The organism is Eubacterium sp. 3_1_31, assembly GCF_964249515.1.
Taxonomy (GTDB): Bacteria; Bacillota_I; Bacilli_A; order Erysipelotrichales; family Erysipelotrichaceae; genus Longicatena; species Longicatena caecimuris.
Genome location: NZ_CAXUBY010000057.1, coordinates 1 through 16939, shown reverse-complemented (window position 1 = coordinate 16939; position 16939 = coordinate 1). Strand labels below are relative to the sequence as shown.

The window sequence follows — 16939 nt, the reverse complement described above, 5'->3', positions numbered from 1 at the left end:
AAATTAAAACGAACCGCCGTATACGGAACCGTACGTACGGTGGTGTGAGAGGGTGATTTATTTCACCCTACTCGATTCAAAAAGCAGAAACAGATAGAAAGATAGGATCATTGTGGAAAAGGAAAATAGGTTTAAGAAACCTATGTGATCTCCTTGAGAGAATGGTCAGTTATTTTTAAAACCTTGTTAGCAGTCATGGGTATAAAAAAAGGAAATCCGTGCATCTTAACAACAGGTGATATTATGAAGTATACAGATCGATGTAAACAACTGAATGAGAAACTGCGTTTGCAGGAAAATTTTGATATTGTTGCGAAAACTTTGCAAGTGCAGGATGTTCATATGACATTATATTTTGTTGATGGCTTTGTTAAAGATGAAGTATTAGAGAAAATGATGGAATTCTTATTAAAGGCAGATATGAAAACAACGGTACAACAGGAAAGTGTTTATGTATTTTGTGATCGTTTTGTCTCCTATTTAGAAACCGATGTGGTTGCTGAGGAAGAGAAACAGATTACAGCGGTATTAAGCGGTTCGGTATTAATGATCGTTGATGGCTATGAAGAAGGCATTGTGATTGATGCCAGAACATATCCTACCCGCAGTATGGCTGAGCCCGAAGATGATCGAGTCTTACGCGGCAGCCGTGATGGCTTTGTCGAAACGTTGGTCTTTAATACAGCCTTAATTCGCCGCCGTATCCGTGACACACGCTTACATATGGAATATCACAGTGTCGGTTCTATCAGTAAAACGGATATTGTCTTATGTTATATGGAAGGGTTGGCAGATGATGCATTGGTGCAGGATATTCGCCATAAGTTATCGCAGATACAAGTAGAAGCGTTAACCATGGCACAGGAAAGCATTGCCGAAGCGCTTGTCCCACATAAATGGTTAAATCCTTTCCCTAAGGTTCGCTATAGCGAACGTCCGGATGCTGCAGCCAGTAATGTCCTAGAAGGAAAGGTCATCGTTATGATTGATAATTCACCTTCGGTACTCATTTTACCAACGACTTTTTTTGATTTTGTGCAGGAAGCTCAGGATTATTATCTTCCTCCGATTACCGGAAGCTATTTACGTCTTATTCGGATCATGGTCTTTTTCTTAACCTTGTTTGTGACACCAATCTGGTATTATCTTAACTGCAATCCGGATTTCGCTCCGGATTGGTTTCAATTCGCTTTAATTCAGGATAATATGAATCTTCCTATTATCTTACAGTTGTTAATGCTAGAATTAGGAATAGATGCTTTAAAGCTTGCCAGCTTAAATACCCCAAGCTCCTTAAATTCTTCCTTTAGTATCATAGGGGCATTGATCCTTGGCGATTTTGCGGTCAATGCCGGATGGTTAGCTCCGGAAATAATTTTATATATGGCATTTGTGGCCTTAGCAAACTTCACTCAGCCTAGTTATGAATTAGGATATGCCATTAAGTTTATGCGAATGATGATGCTTATCATCATTGCCCTTCTGCCACGTTTTGGACTATGGATCGGGCTAGCCATTATGGCTTTTATTTTAGCATCTAATAAAACGATTACGCATACCTCTTATTTTTATCCCTTATTTCCCTTCCATGCCCATGATTTTAAAATGATTTTTGCACGTAAAAAACTGCGTGGCAAAAGTAGCAATCGTTCCTAATGATCTCTGAAATGCAATGTCATAGCTTCTTCCCTTTTCTGATCCATTAACAGATCGCTCAGACGCCTATGGAAATTTCTGTTATAATAGTAAGGAAGGAAAGGGATCTTAATGAAACATAATGCCATGAAAGAAGCCATCAAGGTCTGTGTCATACAGCTTATCTGCATGCCACTGTTCCTTTATACGTATACTCCGGATAAGCTATTTTTTTGGATGTTACTGCTTTTTATGGACAGCTATCTTTTAAAACACTATCATGTCATGGAATTTGGCCGTATGATGATGTCCAGTACCAAAGAAGAACAAAAGATGTTGACATTTTTGAATATCGGCATCCTTGCAGGCTATACCATTTTGGCATTTAAAAATTTAGCCTTAGCGGGATATCTTGTCCTAAACGATCTCGTGATGAATGCAGTAAGTATTTTTCTATATATGAAATCCATTGAAAAATAAGACGAAGAAGATTTATATAAACTTGATGGCACGTATTCTAATAAAAGTTATGTATATAAGGAATACAAAGCATGAAGAATTGATGGTATCGCTTACCAAATGATTGCTTGGATTCTACATATCCTAGCCCGTATGGCAAGTCAATATGTTTACAACCGAATGAACAAGTAGGAGAAAGTGCTTACGATGGTAAGTAACTTCTCTTTTTTTTAAAACATGGAATTTATAGGTGCGTAAGCGCTGTTTATTATTGGTGTACACATTTCCACAAATGTTTGAAAATGATGAATTGCATTGCGGTGTCATATGGTAATTTTCACAAAAATGTAAACATGTTACACACAATTGTAAAAAATTTCACTCAATTTGTGTGAAAATGACCGAAAAAATATTGTATTTTCAATTCTTTTAGAGTATAATATGGTCATTATCAGGAATGATAGGAGGGAAAAATATGAAAAAGCTATTAACTCTTGCAGTCGCAGCGTTAATGACGGTTTCACTTGCTGGTTGTGGCAGCAGCAAGGCAGAAAACAAACTTGTCGTAGGACAGGACAAAATGAACGGTGAATTCATCGAAGGTTTTGGAAATAACTCTTATGACAAATCCATCCGTGACTTAATTCATGGATACAACCCAGTTATTGTTGACAACGATGGAAACATTAAATGGGAAACGAAGGTAACACTGAAAGGTGAACCTGCAGTTAAGAACAACAAAGACGGTTCTAAAACATTCACAATTACACTGAACGATGGTTTGAAATGGAATGATGGAAAACCTGTTACAGCAAATGACTATGTAATGACTTACTTGATGCGTGCATCAAAATCTTGGATCGATGCAAATGGTAACCCAACAGGATACGAAATCGAAGGTTACGACGCATTCAGTGCAGGAAAAACAGAAACATTCTCAGGCGTTAAGATGATTGATGATCATTCCTTCTCAATCACAATCGCTGCTAAGAACTTACCTTACTACTGGGAAAAGAACTTCTTGTGGAGTTACCCATTACCAGCTCACGTTGTTGCTAAAGATGTGAAGATCACTAGTGATGACAAAGGTGCTAAGATCGCTAAGAAAGATCAGGCAGCTATCGCTGATTATGTAAAGAATACTTTCTTAAAGAACCCTACCGTAACTTGCGGGCCTTACAAATTTGAAGGCTTCAAGAACCAGCAGGTACAGTTAACTCTGAATAAAGAGTATGCTGGAAACTGGGAAGGTAAAAAACCAAGCATTGAAAAGATTACCGTTAAAGCAATTGACATGGACAAGGATGTAGATACTCTGGTTGCTGGAGAAGTTGACATCGTTGCCGGTGCAATCGAAGCTGAAAAAATCGATAAAGTAAAAGCACAAGGAGATAAATTCACAATCTCTAGTTACCCACGTAATGGTTATGGTAACATGCCAATATCTTGCTACTATGGAGCTACAAAAGACGTTAACGTACGTCAGGCTTTAGCTTACATTGTAGATACAAACAAGATCGCTCAGGCAGCTATGGGTGCTTATGGTAAACCATGCTACTCTGACTACGGTGCAGCTCAGAAAGTTTATATTGACAACAAAGAATGGGTTGACAAAAACCTAAACACATATTCTTTCTCAATTGCTAACGCTAACAAAGCATTAGACAAATCTGATTATAAGTATGAAAAAGATGGAAAAACTCCATTCGATGCTAAGAAAGCTAGCAAAGATTACCTGCGTTACAACAGCAAAGGTGAAGTTCTGTTGATTTCACACTTAGGTTCTGAAAAGAATACCATTACTGACAATATCAAACTGCAGCTGACAAAGAACGCTCCTCAGGTTGGTATCAAATATGAAATTACAGTTAAAGACTTTGAAACAATGCTGAACATCTATTACCAGAAACAAAAAGCTGAAGTTAAATACAACGTATATAACATGGCATCTGGCTTCAACGAAGTACCAGATCCAGAAGCTGACTACCATGGTAAATATGAAAAAGTAGCAAACTTCAACCCTTATGGTTTAAATGATGCTGAATTGAACAAGGCTATTGAAAACTTGAAAGCATCTAAAGATGAAAAAGAATTTTCAGAAAACTGGAAAGCATATCAGAAACGTTGGAACTACTTATTGCCAACAATTCCAACTTACACGAACGATTACTATGACTTCGCTGCCAGCAAGGTAAAAGGATTCAAGACTACTCCATTCCGTGACTGGGCAAACAGTATCTGCAATTTCTCAATTGAGTAAGCAGTACGTCTGAAGTAATATCGAAACACACGAGGGAGAAGATGGCTCCAAAAAGCTATCTTCTTTCTTAGTGTTTATAAATGAGAGGAGAATTACAATGCTTAGATATACAGTTAAGCGTATCTTGTCATTGATCCCGGTGGTCTTTATTATCTCCATCATGCTGTTTGGTTTAACAAAGCTGATGCCTGGAGACCCTGCGAAGTTAATGGTACAAGGTGGACGACCGGAAACATATGACGCACGAGTAGAAGCAGCAAGAAAGAGTCTTGGACTTGACCAAGATGTTGTAACACAGTATGTAAAATGGATGGGTAACCTGGCACATGGTGACTTAGGTGTATCCTCTACATATCAAACAGAAGTGAAAAACGTAGTTGCAGAACCATTAAAGAATACCGTATTCCTAAACTTCTTTGTTTTGATTTTTTCATTAGGAATCTCTATTTTGGTAGGTATCCGCTCTGCCGTAAAGAAAGGATCGTTCTTCGATCAATTCTGGCAGGTATTCTCATTAATCGGTATGAGTGTACCAACATTCTTCGTCGGTTTATGTCTTATTTTCATTTTCGCCTTCAAATTAGGCTGGCTGCCTTCTTTTGGTATGCCAGAGCAAGGCTTATCTACAGGAGCCTATATTACTTCCTGGTTCAGGCATCTGATCTTGCCTGTTACGACCCTGACCGTCATCCAGTTAGCCGGTACGATGCGTTATGTGCGTAATGCAATGCTGGAAGTATTGAGTCAGGATTTCATCCGAACAGCACGTTCAAAAGGTTTAAGCCAGAAAGTTATCGTATATTCTCATGCTTTCCGCAATGCGTTGATTCCTGTTGTAACCATTGTTATCACACAGATCGGTATGCTGTTTAGTGGTTCCATGATTACAGAAACCGTATTCCAATGGAATGGTTTAGGTTTCATCTTGTTGAAGGGTCTGCAAAAACGTGACCTGTGGCTGGTTGTATCCATGAACCTGTTCTACGTAGTCATTTACTTGATTTCCAATTTTATTGCGGATATCACGTATGCTTTAGTAGATCCACGTGTGAAGTTAGATTAGGAGGATAACAGATGGAAAAGAAAGACAACAAGCAAAAGCAATCAATCTTTTCTTCCTTTGGCAGAATGTTCAAACGTCTGTTCTCCTTTGGTGGAAAGAAAAAAGAATTAAATGTATTTGAAGAGGAAGAAATCAAATCACCTTCTAAGGTCATTTTCTCCAACTTCATACATAATAAGTTTACCATTATTGGTTTGATCTTATTCATTGGTATTTTCAGTTTTGCTTATATTGGCGGTATGTTCCGTCAAATGGATCCGGTTTATCAGGAACCTATCCTGCAAAATATCGGACCGGGTACTGGTTATTTGGATTTCCCTTCAGAATTAGAAGGAAAGAAGATTGTACAAATCAGTTCAGGTATTACATTCTCAGTTGCCTTAACTGATGATGGAAAAGTATATGCCTGGGGTAAAGATACCGATGGAGCTACAGAAGTTCCAAGCAATTTAGGAACGAATGTAGTAAAAATTGCTGCTGGTGACCGTCATGTGGTGGCATTGACAGACAGCGGTGAAGTTATCGGTTGGGGTAAGAACGACTTCCATCAGGCAGAATTGACTTATGAAGCCAAAGCCCAGCTGAAAAGCGATGAAAAGGTTATTGATGTATCGGCAAGTGATAAATATACAGCACTTGTTACGGATAAAGGAAATGTAATTATTTTAGGTGCAACCGGCGCAAACAACATGGATTATGTACCTTCCGAAATTCAAGGAAGAGTTGCGGCTGTTGATGCAAACAGCTACAATATGGTTCTTTTATTAAAAGATGGAACCATTGCAACCATGGGTGTTTCCGGTAATGAATTCTCAGATGTGCCAAAAGAATTAACAGATGGCAGCATTAAAATCGTAAAAGCAAAAATGTCTTATGCAAACGGTATTGCGCTTGATGACCAAGGCAAGATCCATGTATGGGGTGCAAATGGCGATAATATGCGTGATGGTGTACCGGCAATCAATGAAAAAGTCGTTGATGTATCCGGAAGCCGTAATGCGTTATTTGCTGTTGGTGAAAGTGGTAAAGTGTATGCATGGGGAAATGATGACTTAAATGATATCAGTGTACCTAGCAGTGCAACGAATATCAAGCAGGTTTTCAGTGGTTATTTCCAAAATTATGCTGTGGATAACAACAATGAAATCCACGCATGGGGAAATGATGGTTATGTATTAGGTACAGACGCTCAAGGTCGTGATTATTTCACACGTTTAATGCATGGTGGTCGTGTTACCTTAGTTGTTGGTATCATCGCAGTTATCATTGAAACCGTTCTTGGTTTATTGATCGGTATGATTTCCGGATTTAAAGGCGGCAAGGTTGATAATCTGCTGATGCGTTTTACGGAAATTGTAAGTTCTGTTCCATTTATGCCTTTGGTTATCACCTTATCAGCATCACTTGGAAATGATTTATCAACTGATCAGAAAATGTATCTGATTATGATTATCTTGGGTGTTATCTCCTGGCCAGGTATGGCACGATTAGTACGTGCACAGATCTTGATCGAACGTGAAAAGGACTTCGTACTTGCTGCGCGTGCTTTGGGTATTAAAGAAGGCTCTATCATTGTTCGTCATATCTTACCAAACGTTATGAATATCTGTATCGTAAATATGACCTTAAGTTATGCCGATAAGATGCTGATGGAGGCTGCATTATCCTTCCTGGGATTTGGTGTTCAAGAACCGATGCCGTCGTGGGGTAACATGTTAAATGGAGCGCAGCGAGCGATCGTTATCGAGAACTATTGGTGGCAATGGATCACACCTGCTGTCTGCGTCGTGATTGCCGCATTGGGTGTTAACCTGGTCGGCGATGCATTACGTGAAGCCTTAGATCCAAAAGAGAATGAGAAGTAGGGGTGAAGAACATGAAATTACTGGAAATTAATAATCTGCACACCTATTTTGATACCAAAAAAGGTCTGATTAAGGCAGTCAACGGTGTTAGCCTGTCGATTGAAGAAGGTCGTACACTTGGTGTAGTAGGTGAGTCTGGCAGTGGTAAAAGTCAGACAGCAATGAGTATCTTGAAATTATTTGAAAATAATCAGAAAATATATGAAGGTGAAATCAAGTTCGAGGGTAAAGTCATTTCTGAGCTTAGTGAAAAGGAAATGCAGAAAATTCGTGGTAACGATATCTCTGTTATCTTCCAAGAGCCAATGACGTCTCTGAACCCGGTATTTACTGTTAATCGTCAGATTAGTGAAGTTCTGATGTTGCATCAGGGCTTAAATAAGAAGGAAGCAGAAGCACGCAGTATCGAAATGCTGAAACAAGTAAAAATCGCCAATCCGGAAACTGTCAACAAATCCTATCCATTCCAATTATCCGGTGGTATGCGCCAGCGTGTCATGATTGCTATGGCACTTGCTTGTAAGCCAAAACTGTTAATTGCCGATGAACCGACAACTGCACTGGATGTTACGATTCAGGCGCAGATCTTAAAACTGATGAATGAACTAAAAGCTGAAACAGGTACAGCAATCATGTTTATCACACACGATCTTGGAGTTATCAATCAGATGGCAGATGATGTTGCCGTTATGTATTGTGGTCAGGTCGTTGAAACTGCACCTGTTGACAATATCTTTATGGATAGCGAATATATCCATCCATATACAGAAGGACTGCTGACATCCATTCCGCGTTTGAATACCAAGCGTGGTGAAAAACTGGATGTTATCCCTGGTTCTGTGCCGCATCCGTTAGCATTGCCACAAGGATGTAAATTTGCTCCTCGATGCAAATATGCCACAGAGAAATGTCGAAACGAAGAACCTGAGTTGAAGGAAATCGGACCTAATCATCAGATTCGTTGTTTCTTCCCTGTCAAAAGAGGAGGTAACAAGTAATGGAAAAGAAAAAACTGATTGAGATAGCAAATCTGCGACAGTATTTTCCTGTCAAGAAAGAATCTTTATTACAGAAAGAACAGCTGTATGTAAAGGCAAATGACGGTATCACCATTACGATCCATGAAGGCGAAACTTATGGACTAGTTGGTGAATCCGGTTGTGGTAAGTCAACCTTAGGACGTGTCTTGTTGCAATTATATGATCAGACACGCGGTGATACGGTATACTTTGGACGTACAGTATATGAATATCAACCAAAGTATTATGAAAAAGATTTAAATGACTTGGCCAAATTACATGAAAAAGCGAAGCATTTAGAAAGCAAGATTAATAACGAAGATCCAAATCATACATCTGTTGATGCTTATGATGACGCAATGCGCCATTTATATCGCTTATGTGGTGGTCTGGTTTTCTCTGACAATTATAGCGAAGTATCCAAACTATTATTGGAAGAATATAAGGCCGGCTGTAATGTTGCACAGCTGGAAAAGAAAAATGCCAGTGCAGAAGAACTTAAAGCAGCAGAAGCGAAGCATGATGCCATCTTAAAATCCATTGAACAGATGAAAGACAGCTATCGCTCAAACGAGAACTTTGCCAAGATTGATGCGATGTGGGAACATGGTATTGAATTACCAAGATTGACAAAAGAAGAAATGCGTATCTTACGTGAGGATCTTCAGATTATTTTCCAGGATCCATATTCTTCTTTGAATCCTCGTTTAACTGTCGGACAGATTATTTCGGAACCATTAGTTGGACAAAAGAAATTTAAAAAAGGAAGTAAAGAGTTAGAGGATTACATTATCGAGGTCATGGATAAATGTGGTCTGAAGGCTTATTTCATCCATCGTTATCCACATCAGTTCTCTGGTGGACAGCGTCAGCGTATCGGCATTGCCCGTGCATTAGCCTTGAATCCTAAATTCATTGTCTGTGATGAAGCGGTTTCCGCACTGGACGTTTCTATTCAATCACAGGTATTAAACCTGTTGCAGGAATTGAAAGAAACCCAGAATCTGACGTATTTGTTTATCTCTCATGACTTAAGTGTCGTGAAGTATATTTCCGATCGTATCGGTGTTATGTATTTAGGTAACATGGTGGAAAGCGCTAGATCAGAAGATATCTTCCGCAACCCATTACATCCATATACCGAGGCTTTATTAAATGCTATTCCGACAACCGATATCCATAACAAAGAATTACAGATTTTGGAAGGAGATATTCCTAGTCCGGTAAATCCTCCAAAAGGATGTAAATTCCATACACGTTGTAAATATGCTATGGAGAAGTGTAAATGTGAACGTCCGGAATGGGTGGAAATTGAGCCTGAACACTTTGTCGCATGTCATTTAAGGAGTCTTAAAAAGTGATTCTCAAAAAGGCACGCGAAATAAAAAATCGTTTAAATAAAGTTGATGAAGATAAATTAAAGGATGTGGATCTGGAAAAACATGATATGTTGGCAATGGTAATTGCGGCATTTATCACGTTTTTACCTCCTATTCTGATTGCCTGTGCCATTATTTATTTTGTGCTCTGGCTGATTTTCCTTCGTTGATATACGGATGTCTTGTGAAAGCAGGACATCTTTTTTTAGGCAAATTGATAAAAAAGGAAGAAAAATTACGTTTTTAGACTCTTTGTGTCGTATAGATAAGTAGAGGGAAGTGATGACACATGGAATCTATGAGTCAATTGCATGCAAAAGCAAATTATCTGGCACAATTATATCGCCGTGATTATTTACGCACTTGCAAAGACATTGAAAGGCTATATGAACTGCATGAAATAATTAATCAGGCACTGCTTAAGCTGAAAAGGGAGGAGTGTATATTGATGATGAATGAGTATTTTTTACCGGCAGATCAAAATTGGTGGTGTATCAACTATGAGAAAGAGATGTTTGATAAGAAGAAAAACATGGCTTTACATGCATTCTTTCGTTGCTTAACGGCTTAAAAAATGTTATTATTTAATATAGAGATAGAGATATGGAAGCGTTTAGAAAACCACGTTTCTATCAATATAAAACACTTTTTTTATAAGTTGCAAGAGTAAGAGGAGGATGTACTTATGTTAAAAGGTATTGCAGCATCAGCGGGAGTTTCCATCGCAAAAGCATACAAATTGGAATCTCCAAAAGTTGAGATCGTTAAAAAAGAAGGAGATCCTGCAATTGAAGTTGAAAAATTCAATGCAGCACTCGAAAAGACAAAAACAGATATCGAGGGTGTAAAAGAAAGAGCAGCAGCACGTCTGTCTGAAGAAGAACTGGCTGTATTTGATGCTCATCTGATGATGGCTGGTGACCCTGAATTCGCATCACAGATTGTCGGCATGATCGAAAATGATAAAGTAAATGCAGAATATGCTGCTGATACGGTTGCCAACCAGATGGTAGCTATGTTTGAGTCTATGGATAATGATTATTTCCGTGAAAGAGCTGCGGATATCAAGGATGTTACGTATCGTTTGAAATGTAACCTGCTGGGACTGACAATTCCTGATTTATCAAGCATCAGTGAAGATTCTATTATTGTTGCTTATGATTTAACACCATCAGATACGGCACAGCTGAATACATTTGTAAAAGGCTTTGCGACTAGTATTGGTGGTAAAACAAGTCATTCTGCCATCATGGCAAACTCTTTAGAAATACCAGCAGTTGTAGGATGTGGAGATATCCTGAGTGCTGTTGAACATGGGGATACATTAATCTTGGATGCTTTAGATGGCGAAGTATTTGTAAATCCTGATGAAGAAACAATTAAGAAATATGAAGCAAAAGCAAAGGCTTATGCTGAAGAAAAAGAAGCATTAAAAGTTTTAGTGAATGCGGAATCTGTCACAACTGATGGACATAAAGTAGAATTAGCTGGTAATATCGGTGGTTTTAAAGATGTTGAAGGTGTATTGAAAAACGGTGGTGAAGGTGTAGGCTTATTCCGTACGGAATTCTTATATATGGACAACGATCACTTCCCAACAGAAGAAGAGCAGTTTGAAGCATATAAGGCTGTATTAGAAGGTATGCAAGGACGCCGTGTCGTTGTTCGTACCTTAGATATCGGTGGAGATAAGAAATTATCATACTTTGAATTCCCAGAAGAAATGAATCCATTCTTAGGCTATCGTGCAATTCGTCTGTGTCTGGATCGTACAGATATCTTCCGTACACAGTTGCGTGCCTTGATTCGTGCTAGTGTTTATGGTAGATTATGCATCATGTTCCCGATGATTGCAACCGTAAAAGAATTCTGTGACGCAAAAGCTATTTATGAAGAAGAAAAGGCAAAATTGATTGCCGAAGGTGTAAAGGTTGCCGATAATATCGAAGTTGGTATGATGGTGGAAATTCCTGCTGCAGCTGTTAATGCGGATAACTTTGCTAAACATGCAGACTTCTTCTCTATTGGTACAAACGATTTGATTCAGTATTCAATGGCCGCAGATCGTATGAGCGAGCATGTATCTTACTTATATCAGCCATACAATCCATCTGTATTGCGTTTAATCAAGATGACGATTGATGGTGCACATAAAGAAGGCAAATGGGCTGGTATGTGTGGCGCAATGGCTGGAGAACCATATGCTGTACCTTTGCTGTTAGGTATGGGATTGGATGAATTCTCAATGTCTGCTACACAAATTCTGAAAGCACGTAAGATGGTAAACGGTTTAAGCAAAGATGAAGCAGCAAAACTTGCTGATGAAGCATTAAAACTTGCTACTGCTGAAGAAGTACTTGATTTAGTTAAAAAAGCAGTGGATTAATCATTGAAAAGGGTATCTTATTGTAGTGACCTCCTAAAGTGAGTCTAACTTTTGAAGGGTAATATCACGCAAAGATATCCTTTTTTGCTTTATTAGGAATACAATATAAGGGATTCTAAGAGGATCGCTAATCGTTGTGTGGGAAGTATGTTGAAATAGATAAGAGATCGCATGCTTAATAGGATACAAATTGTATGCTAATGAGTAGGTAAGTTAAAAAGTAGGACGTTGGAATCATCAATAAAAAGAAGGTGTCGTACCTCTTATTGTATTAGATTAAATGTAGCGCATAGCTCTTTTGGCATTGAAATTAGCAAAATTAAAAAAATATGTGAGATGTGAGAATCTGATTGTAGCGCTTACGACAATAATTTGCTAAAAATGACAAGATATTTCTTATTTCGTAAGATATAATTATTTTGTAATTAGCGGATAGCAACCCCGCAGTACAGCATCATCTGTATGCACATCTTTTCTTAAGAAAACCCTATGACATGAGTCAGTTCAAGGAAAAAGATGAGGAATCATGGTGTGAGGACCTTGATTTTAGCGACATGTGGTGGAAAGAAATGATTCTTACAATCCCTTTCAAGAATCATTTTTTTTTATGCTTAACTATGTTAAAATAATGAAAAGAGGAAAGGGATTACATATGAAAAAAGCAGTACTAGCGGCATCGCTCATGCTTTTGTGCGGATGTCAAACAACGAAGAAGGAAACAGAAAAACCATTATATTTTGTGTTTGCAACACCATTATCTACACATACCCTATGGCTGCAGGCAAAAAGCGGTATGCAGGATGCTTGTGATCTACATCATATACAATGTGATTGGCAAGGACCAATCAAAATTTCAACAGAACAAATGGAGGATGTAATTCAGACAGCAATTTTGAAAAAAGCAGATGGTATTATTACACAGGGAGTTATCAAGAAAACATATATCATGGAATCAATGGAGCAAAATGTACCGATCGTTCTTGTTGATTCACCGGTAGAAGACGCAAAGCCCCTTGCAACTATTTGTAAGGATTTTGAACAACAGGCACAGATGCTTTTGACGGATATTGAAAAACGGATAGGAAAGAATGAACATCTGCGCATAGGAATTCAGGTATCGGAACAAGATTTCGATTTGGCCAAACAGCAGATTGAATCCGTCCGTACGGTATTTAAAAAACATCCGGGCGGTTTTGAAATTGTTGCAATCAGTGAATCTAAGTCAGATCAATCCCGTTCACGTAATGAATGGATCAGCGTTTTGCAAAAAGAAAAAAATTTAAATATCACGCTAAATTTTGCCGGTGAAAGTGCGATTGGCTGTGTGATGGCGCGTGAATATCTGAATATGCAAGATGATCTGCTGATCTATGGTGTTGATGATATGGATGATACGGTAAAGATGATCAAAGAAGGTAAAATTGCCGGAAGCATAGTTACATCTTTTTATCGTTACGGATATGATTCCGTGGAGATGTTATATGAGTATGTAAGAAATGGAAAAGAACCGGTGAAAGAGCTTCAGCCAGCGCAAATTCTATTGCTTAATAAAGGAAATCTAAAAACATATGAAAAGGAGCTGAAGGAATGATGAAACGGTGGTTGCGTCATAATGATCAGCTGGAAAGCTTCAGCGATAAGATTTTTAATTACAATCTCATGTTAATCGTCATTGTAGCCTTTGTTTGTTCGACATATGTCATGCTGAATATACGAATTATCGATAAGTTTAATGATACCTATGTGAGCTACAATGATTTAAATGGCTTTTATTTTCATGTGAAGGAAATGAATGATAATTTTCAGGTCTATTTATATCAGCCCAGTGATGCAAATTATAAAGCTTTTCGTGATTCTTATAATGCATCCGGAAAAAACATAGATAAGATCATGCTGAGCCTAAAAGGGAATGAGCGAAAATGGCGTTTTGAACTCTTGCAGAATATGATTGATAAGTATTATATCGATGCTGAATTGGTCATTGCCAGTAATCTACAGCAAGAAGAAGACTTTAATCAGAAGTATCAGAAGTTAATACATGAATATGAGCTGATAGCAAAGACAAGTGGAGAATATTATGATATCGTAACCGAAGATATGCAGCTGCAGAAAATTGCGGTAAATGATAATCAGCGAACGCTGCATCTAGTATCTTTATTCTTTATTCTGTTTGTGATTACCTGGCTTGCTTATTTTTCCATTACGATGATTCGTTCGATGACAGATCCGATTGAGAAAATCATGAATAATATGAATCGCATTAAAATGGGTGAATACGACTTATCAAAAATTTCCAATGTAAACAAAGAAATGAATGTGCTTTGTTTGGCGTTGGAGGACCTTTCAAGAAGTATACAAAAAAATATTCAATATGCGAATGATAAATCCGATCTAGAGAAACGTGTATTGGAGCAGCAAAACGAAAATTTGAAAAAAGATGAACTGCTTGCGCAAAGCGAATTGCGGGTATTGCAAAATCAAATTAATCCCCATTTCTTATTTAATACCTTGAATATGATTTATAAAAAGGCTTACAGTGAAGGTGCATATGAAACAAGTGAACTGATGGAACGCACCAGCCGTCTGTTGCGTTATGCTTTGGATAATACAAGCCGCATCAGCAGTTTGAAAAAAGAATTAGCGGCTATTGAAAACTATAATTATATTCAGGCGAAACGTTATGGAGAACGCATTCGCTTTATTGTCGAGGCAGAAGAGGATCTTCCTGATATACGCATGCCAGGCATGATCTTACAGCCGCTTGTTGAAAATGCAGTTCTCCATGGTTTACAGGATGTTACGGAAGATGGTGAGGTCATGATTGAGGTTACGCAGCAAAACGATCATGTAATCATCAGTGTAAGTGATAATGGTGTTGGTATGGCCTCAGATGAATTGGAAAAATTAATTTTAAATGATTATGCCAAAGGAAGCGATGATCGTGTGCATCTGGGCTTATACAATGTTACCAGCCGCTTGAAGAAATTTTATGGTGATGAAGTAAGCATTATCATCAATAGTCTGGAAAACTGTGGCTTTGAGATTAATATTAAGATTGATCTAAGGAGGCGTTCCTGATGTATAAAATTTTAATAATCGAGGATGAGCAAATTGAACGCGAGACACTTTATAAAATCTTACACGATAACTTTACTTTAAAAGGATTGTATATGGCGAAAAACGGGAAAGAAGCACTGGATGTTTTTGAACGTGAAAAGCCGGAAATTGTCTTAGCCGATATCAATATACCGGGAATCAATGGCTTAGAGGTCATACGGCGAATCAAACAACAGCAACAAGACACTTCCTTCCTTGTATTATCCAGTTATAACTATTTTGAATATGCACAAGAGGCCATTCGCCTAGGTGTGAGTGATTTTATTTTAAAGCCATACAACATAGAACATTTGAAAGAAGTCGTAGATAGATTGATACACCAGCATCGAGAAAAACGTAAAGAGCAGCAACAGCATGATGAATTATTGGAGAAGATTGAAAAAATTACTCCGGTAGTTGAAAATGAATGTTTGTATGCGATCATCTCAAATGAGAACGAATTAGAATTAAAACGTTCTTTACGACTATTAAGTCCCCATATCTGTAGTGGTTTTTGTATGATCATGCAGAGTTTGACATGTGCTTTTCATACCACAGCCATGGATACCATTTGTGAAAACTTTAAAAAGCAGGGATATCGCTGTATCAAAGAATTGTTTCATGGACTGCAAATTTTCTTTATCCTTTTTGAGCGTCCGATTGACCAACAGGAAGTCCGACAGCTGGCAGGATATATCGATGGTTTGCGTAGTGAATATAAAGATGTCGTAATTGGTATTGGTCCTATTGTTTGTGAATTAATAAAATTTCATCATTCCTTTGATTTGGCGAGAGATCGATTAAGTGCTCAGGCACAGCCAGCTTTGAAGCTATTGATGGAAGATGAAAAAAGCAGTGAAGAAAATGCGGTAAATATTGCTACACAGGTAGAAGTATTCATGAAAGCATTTCAGAAGATGGATGAAGAATCTTTAAAAAAACATTTGAATCAATTAAGTCTTCAACTGATTCAGGAGGAAAAAGAACAATTGTATAAAGATGTATCTGAATTAATTACGTCTTTGAAAAACAGTTGTGAAAAACAATATCCGGAAATTGATTTTACTAAAGTCAAAATTACACCTTTGCGTGTGACAAGCAGTATTCACCAAGAAGTACCTTTATATTTACATATGCAAATACATCGCTTGTATGATCTGATTGCTGAGGAGAAATTCCGTAATACGAATTTACTGGTACGTCATGCCATTCGTTATATTGACAGTAATTATCGTAAACAAATTACATTGAGTGATATGGCAGATGCATTACAGGTATCACCTTATTATATTTCCAAATTACTCAGCAGCTCTTTGAATAAAACATTTACGGAACTGGTGAGTGAACGACGTGTAGAGGCTAGTAAAGAATTACTGAAAACAAATAAACGTATAAAAGAAATCGCTTATGAAGTAGGATTCCAAGGGCAAAATTATTTCACTAAAGTATTTAAAAATTATACCGGCGTTACCCCAAAGGTATATAAAAATACCTTTGAGAACAAGGAATAATAGCTTTGTATGGGGTTAAACACAAAGAATTGCTAAAGATAGCTAAATTTTACTATTTTTTCATTCTATAATAAAAATGCAGATAAAGAGACTATAATAATACTATCTGCAATACCATAATGTAAGGCTGTTACCAGCCAGCCTTAGATGAATCCTTTTTCTTTAAAAAAGTCATGTTACTCCCAGAACATGACTTTTTTGTATGAGAAAACCCCCAGATAGTCTGGGGGTTCCGTAGAGCTTTAGCGATGAGCCTTTAAAAATAA

Annotated in this window: 13 protein-coding genes; all 13 read left to right on the top strand. The window is 37.8% G+C overall.

All coding sequences use genetic code 11. From position 1 onward, the window contains the following. Positions 1–243: 243 nt before the first annotated feature. The 13 genes from ACESSZ_RS15020 to ACESSZ_RS14960 all read left to right on the top strand — a co-directional run bounded on the left by ACESSZ_RS15020 (position 244) and on the right by ACESSZ_RS14960 (position 16673). Positions 244–1656 (top strand): spore germination protein, encoded by a 1413-nt coding sequence (locus tag ACESSZ_RS15020; RefSeq protein ID WP_017144566.1) that lies wholly within the window; start codon positions 244–246, stop codon positions 1654–1656. A 111-nt stretch (positions 1657–1767) separates the two neighbouring features. Then, positions 1768–2115, top strand: a complete 348-nt coding sequence (locus tag ACESSZ_RS15015) for a hypothetical protein (protein WP_008689827.1) — start codon at positions 1768–1770, stop codon at positions 2113–2115. A gap of 454 nt (positions 2116–2569) precedes the next feature. Further along, complete coding sequence (locus ACESSZ_RS15010; RefSeq protein WP_499842878.1) at positions 2570–4354, top strand: ABC transporter substrate-binding protein; 1785 nt, start codon at positions 2570–2572, stop codon at positions 4352–4354. Between the two features lie 97 nt (positions 4355–4451). Further along, positions 4452–5417: an ABC transporter permease gene (locus ACESSZ_RS15005; RefSeq protein ID WP_008689825.1), complete on the top strand. Its 966-nt coding sequence runs from the start codon at positions 4452–4454 to the stop codon at positions 5415–5417. 11 nt (positions 5418–5428) lie between these two features. Next, complete coding sequence (locus ACESSZ_RS15000) at positions 5429–7282, top strand: ABC transporter permease subunit (RefSeq protein WP_008689823.1); 1854 nt, start codon at positions 5429–5431, stop codon at positions 7280–7282. A gap of 11 nt (positions 7283–7293) precedes the next feature. Beyond that, positions 7294–8280, top strand: a complete 987-nt coding sequence (locus tag ACESSZ_RS14995; protein ID WP_008689822.1) for an ABC transporter ATP-binding protein — start codon at positions 7294–7296, stop codon at positions 8278–8280. After that, positions 8280–9662, top strand: a complete 1383-nt coding sequence (locus tag ACESSZ_RS14990) for an ABC transporter ATP-binding protein (protein ID WP_499842877.1) — start codon at positions 8280–8282, stop codon at positions 9660–9662. Before ACESSZ_RS14995 ends, ACESSZ_RS14990 begins: the two co-directional genes overlap by 1 nt. Beyond that, positions 9659–9850: a hypothetical protein gene (locus tag ACESSZ_RS14985; protein ID WP_008689819.1), complete on the top strand. Its 192-nt coding sequence runs from the start codon at positions 9659–9661 to the stop codon at positions 9848–9850. Before ACESSZ_RS14990 ends, ACESSZ_RS14985 begins: the two co-directional genes overlap by 4 nt. Positions 9851–9969: 119 nt before the next feature. After that, the gene (locus ACESSZ_RS14980) at positions 9970–10251 is read left to right on the top strand and encodes an MG284/MPN403 family protein (protein ID WP_008689817.1); all 282 of its coding nucleotides are present in this window, start codon (positions 9970–9972) and stop codon (positions 10249–10251) included. Between the two features lie 114 nt (positions 10252–10365). Next, positions 10366–12066, top strand: a complete 1701-nt coding sequence (gene ptsP / locus ACESSZ_RS14975) for a phosphoenolpyruvate--protein phosphotransferase (protein ID WP_008689816.1) — start codon at positions 10366–10368, stop codon at positions 12064–12066. A gap of 652 nt (positions 12067–12718) precedes the next feature. Then, complete coding sequence (locus tag ACESSZ_RS14970; protein ID WP_008689815.1) at positions 12719–13657, top strand: sugar ABC transporter substrate-binding protein; 939 nt, start codon at positions 12719–12721, stop codon at positions 13655–13657. Beyond that, entirely contained in the window at positions 13654–15144 is a 1491-nt protein-coding gene (locus ACESSZ_RS14965; protein ID WP_008689814.1) for a sensor histidine kinase, read from the top strand. Before ACESSZ_RS14970 ends, ACESSZ_RS14965 begins: the two co-directional genes overlap by 4 nt. Then, on the top strand, positions 15144–16673 hold the full coding sequence (locus tag ACESSZ_RS14960; protein WP_008689813.1) for a response regulator transcription factor: 1530 nt from the start codon (positions 15144–15146) through the stop codon (positions 16671–16673). The genes ACESSZ_RS14965 and ACESSZ_RS14960 overlap by 1 nt, the downstream gene beginning before the upstream one ends. Positions 16674–16939 lie beyond the last annotated feature (266 nt).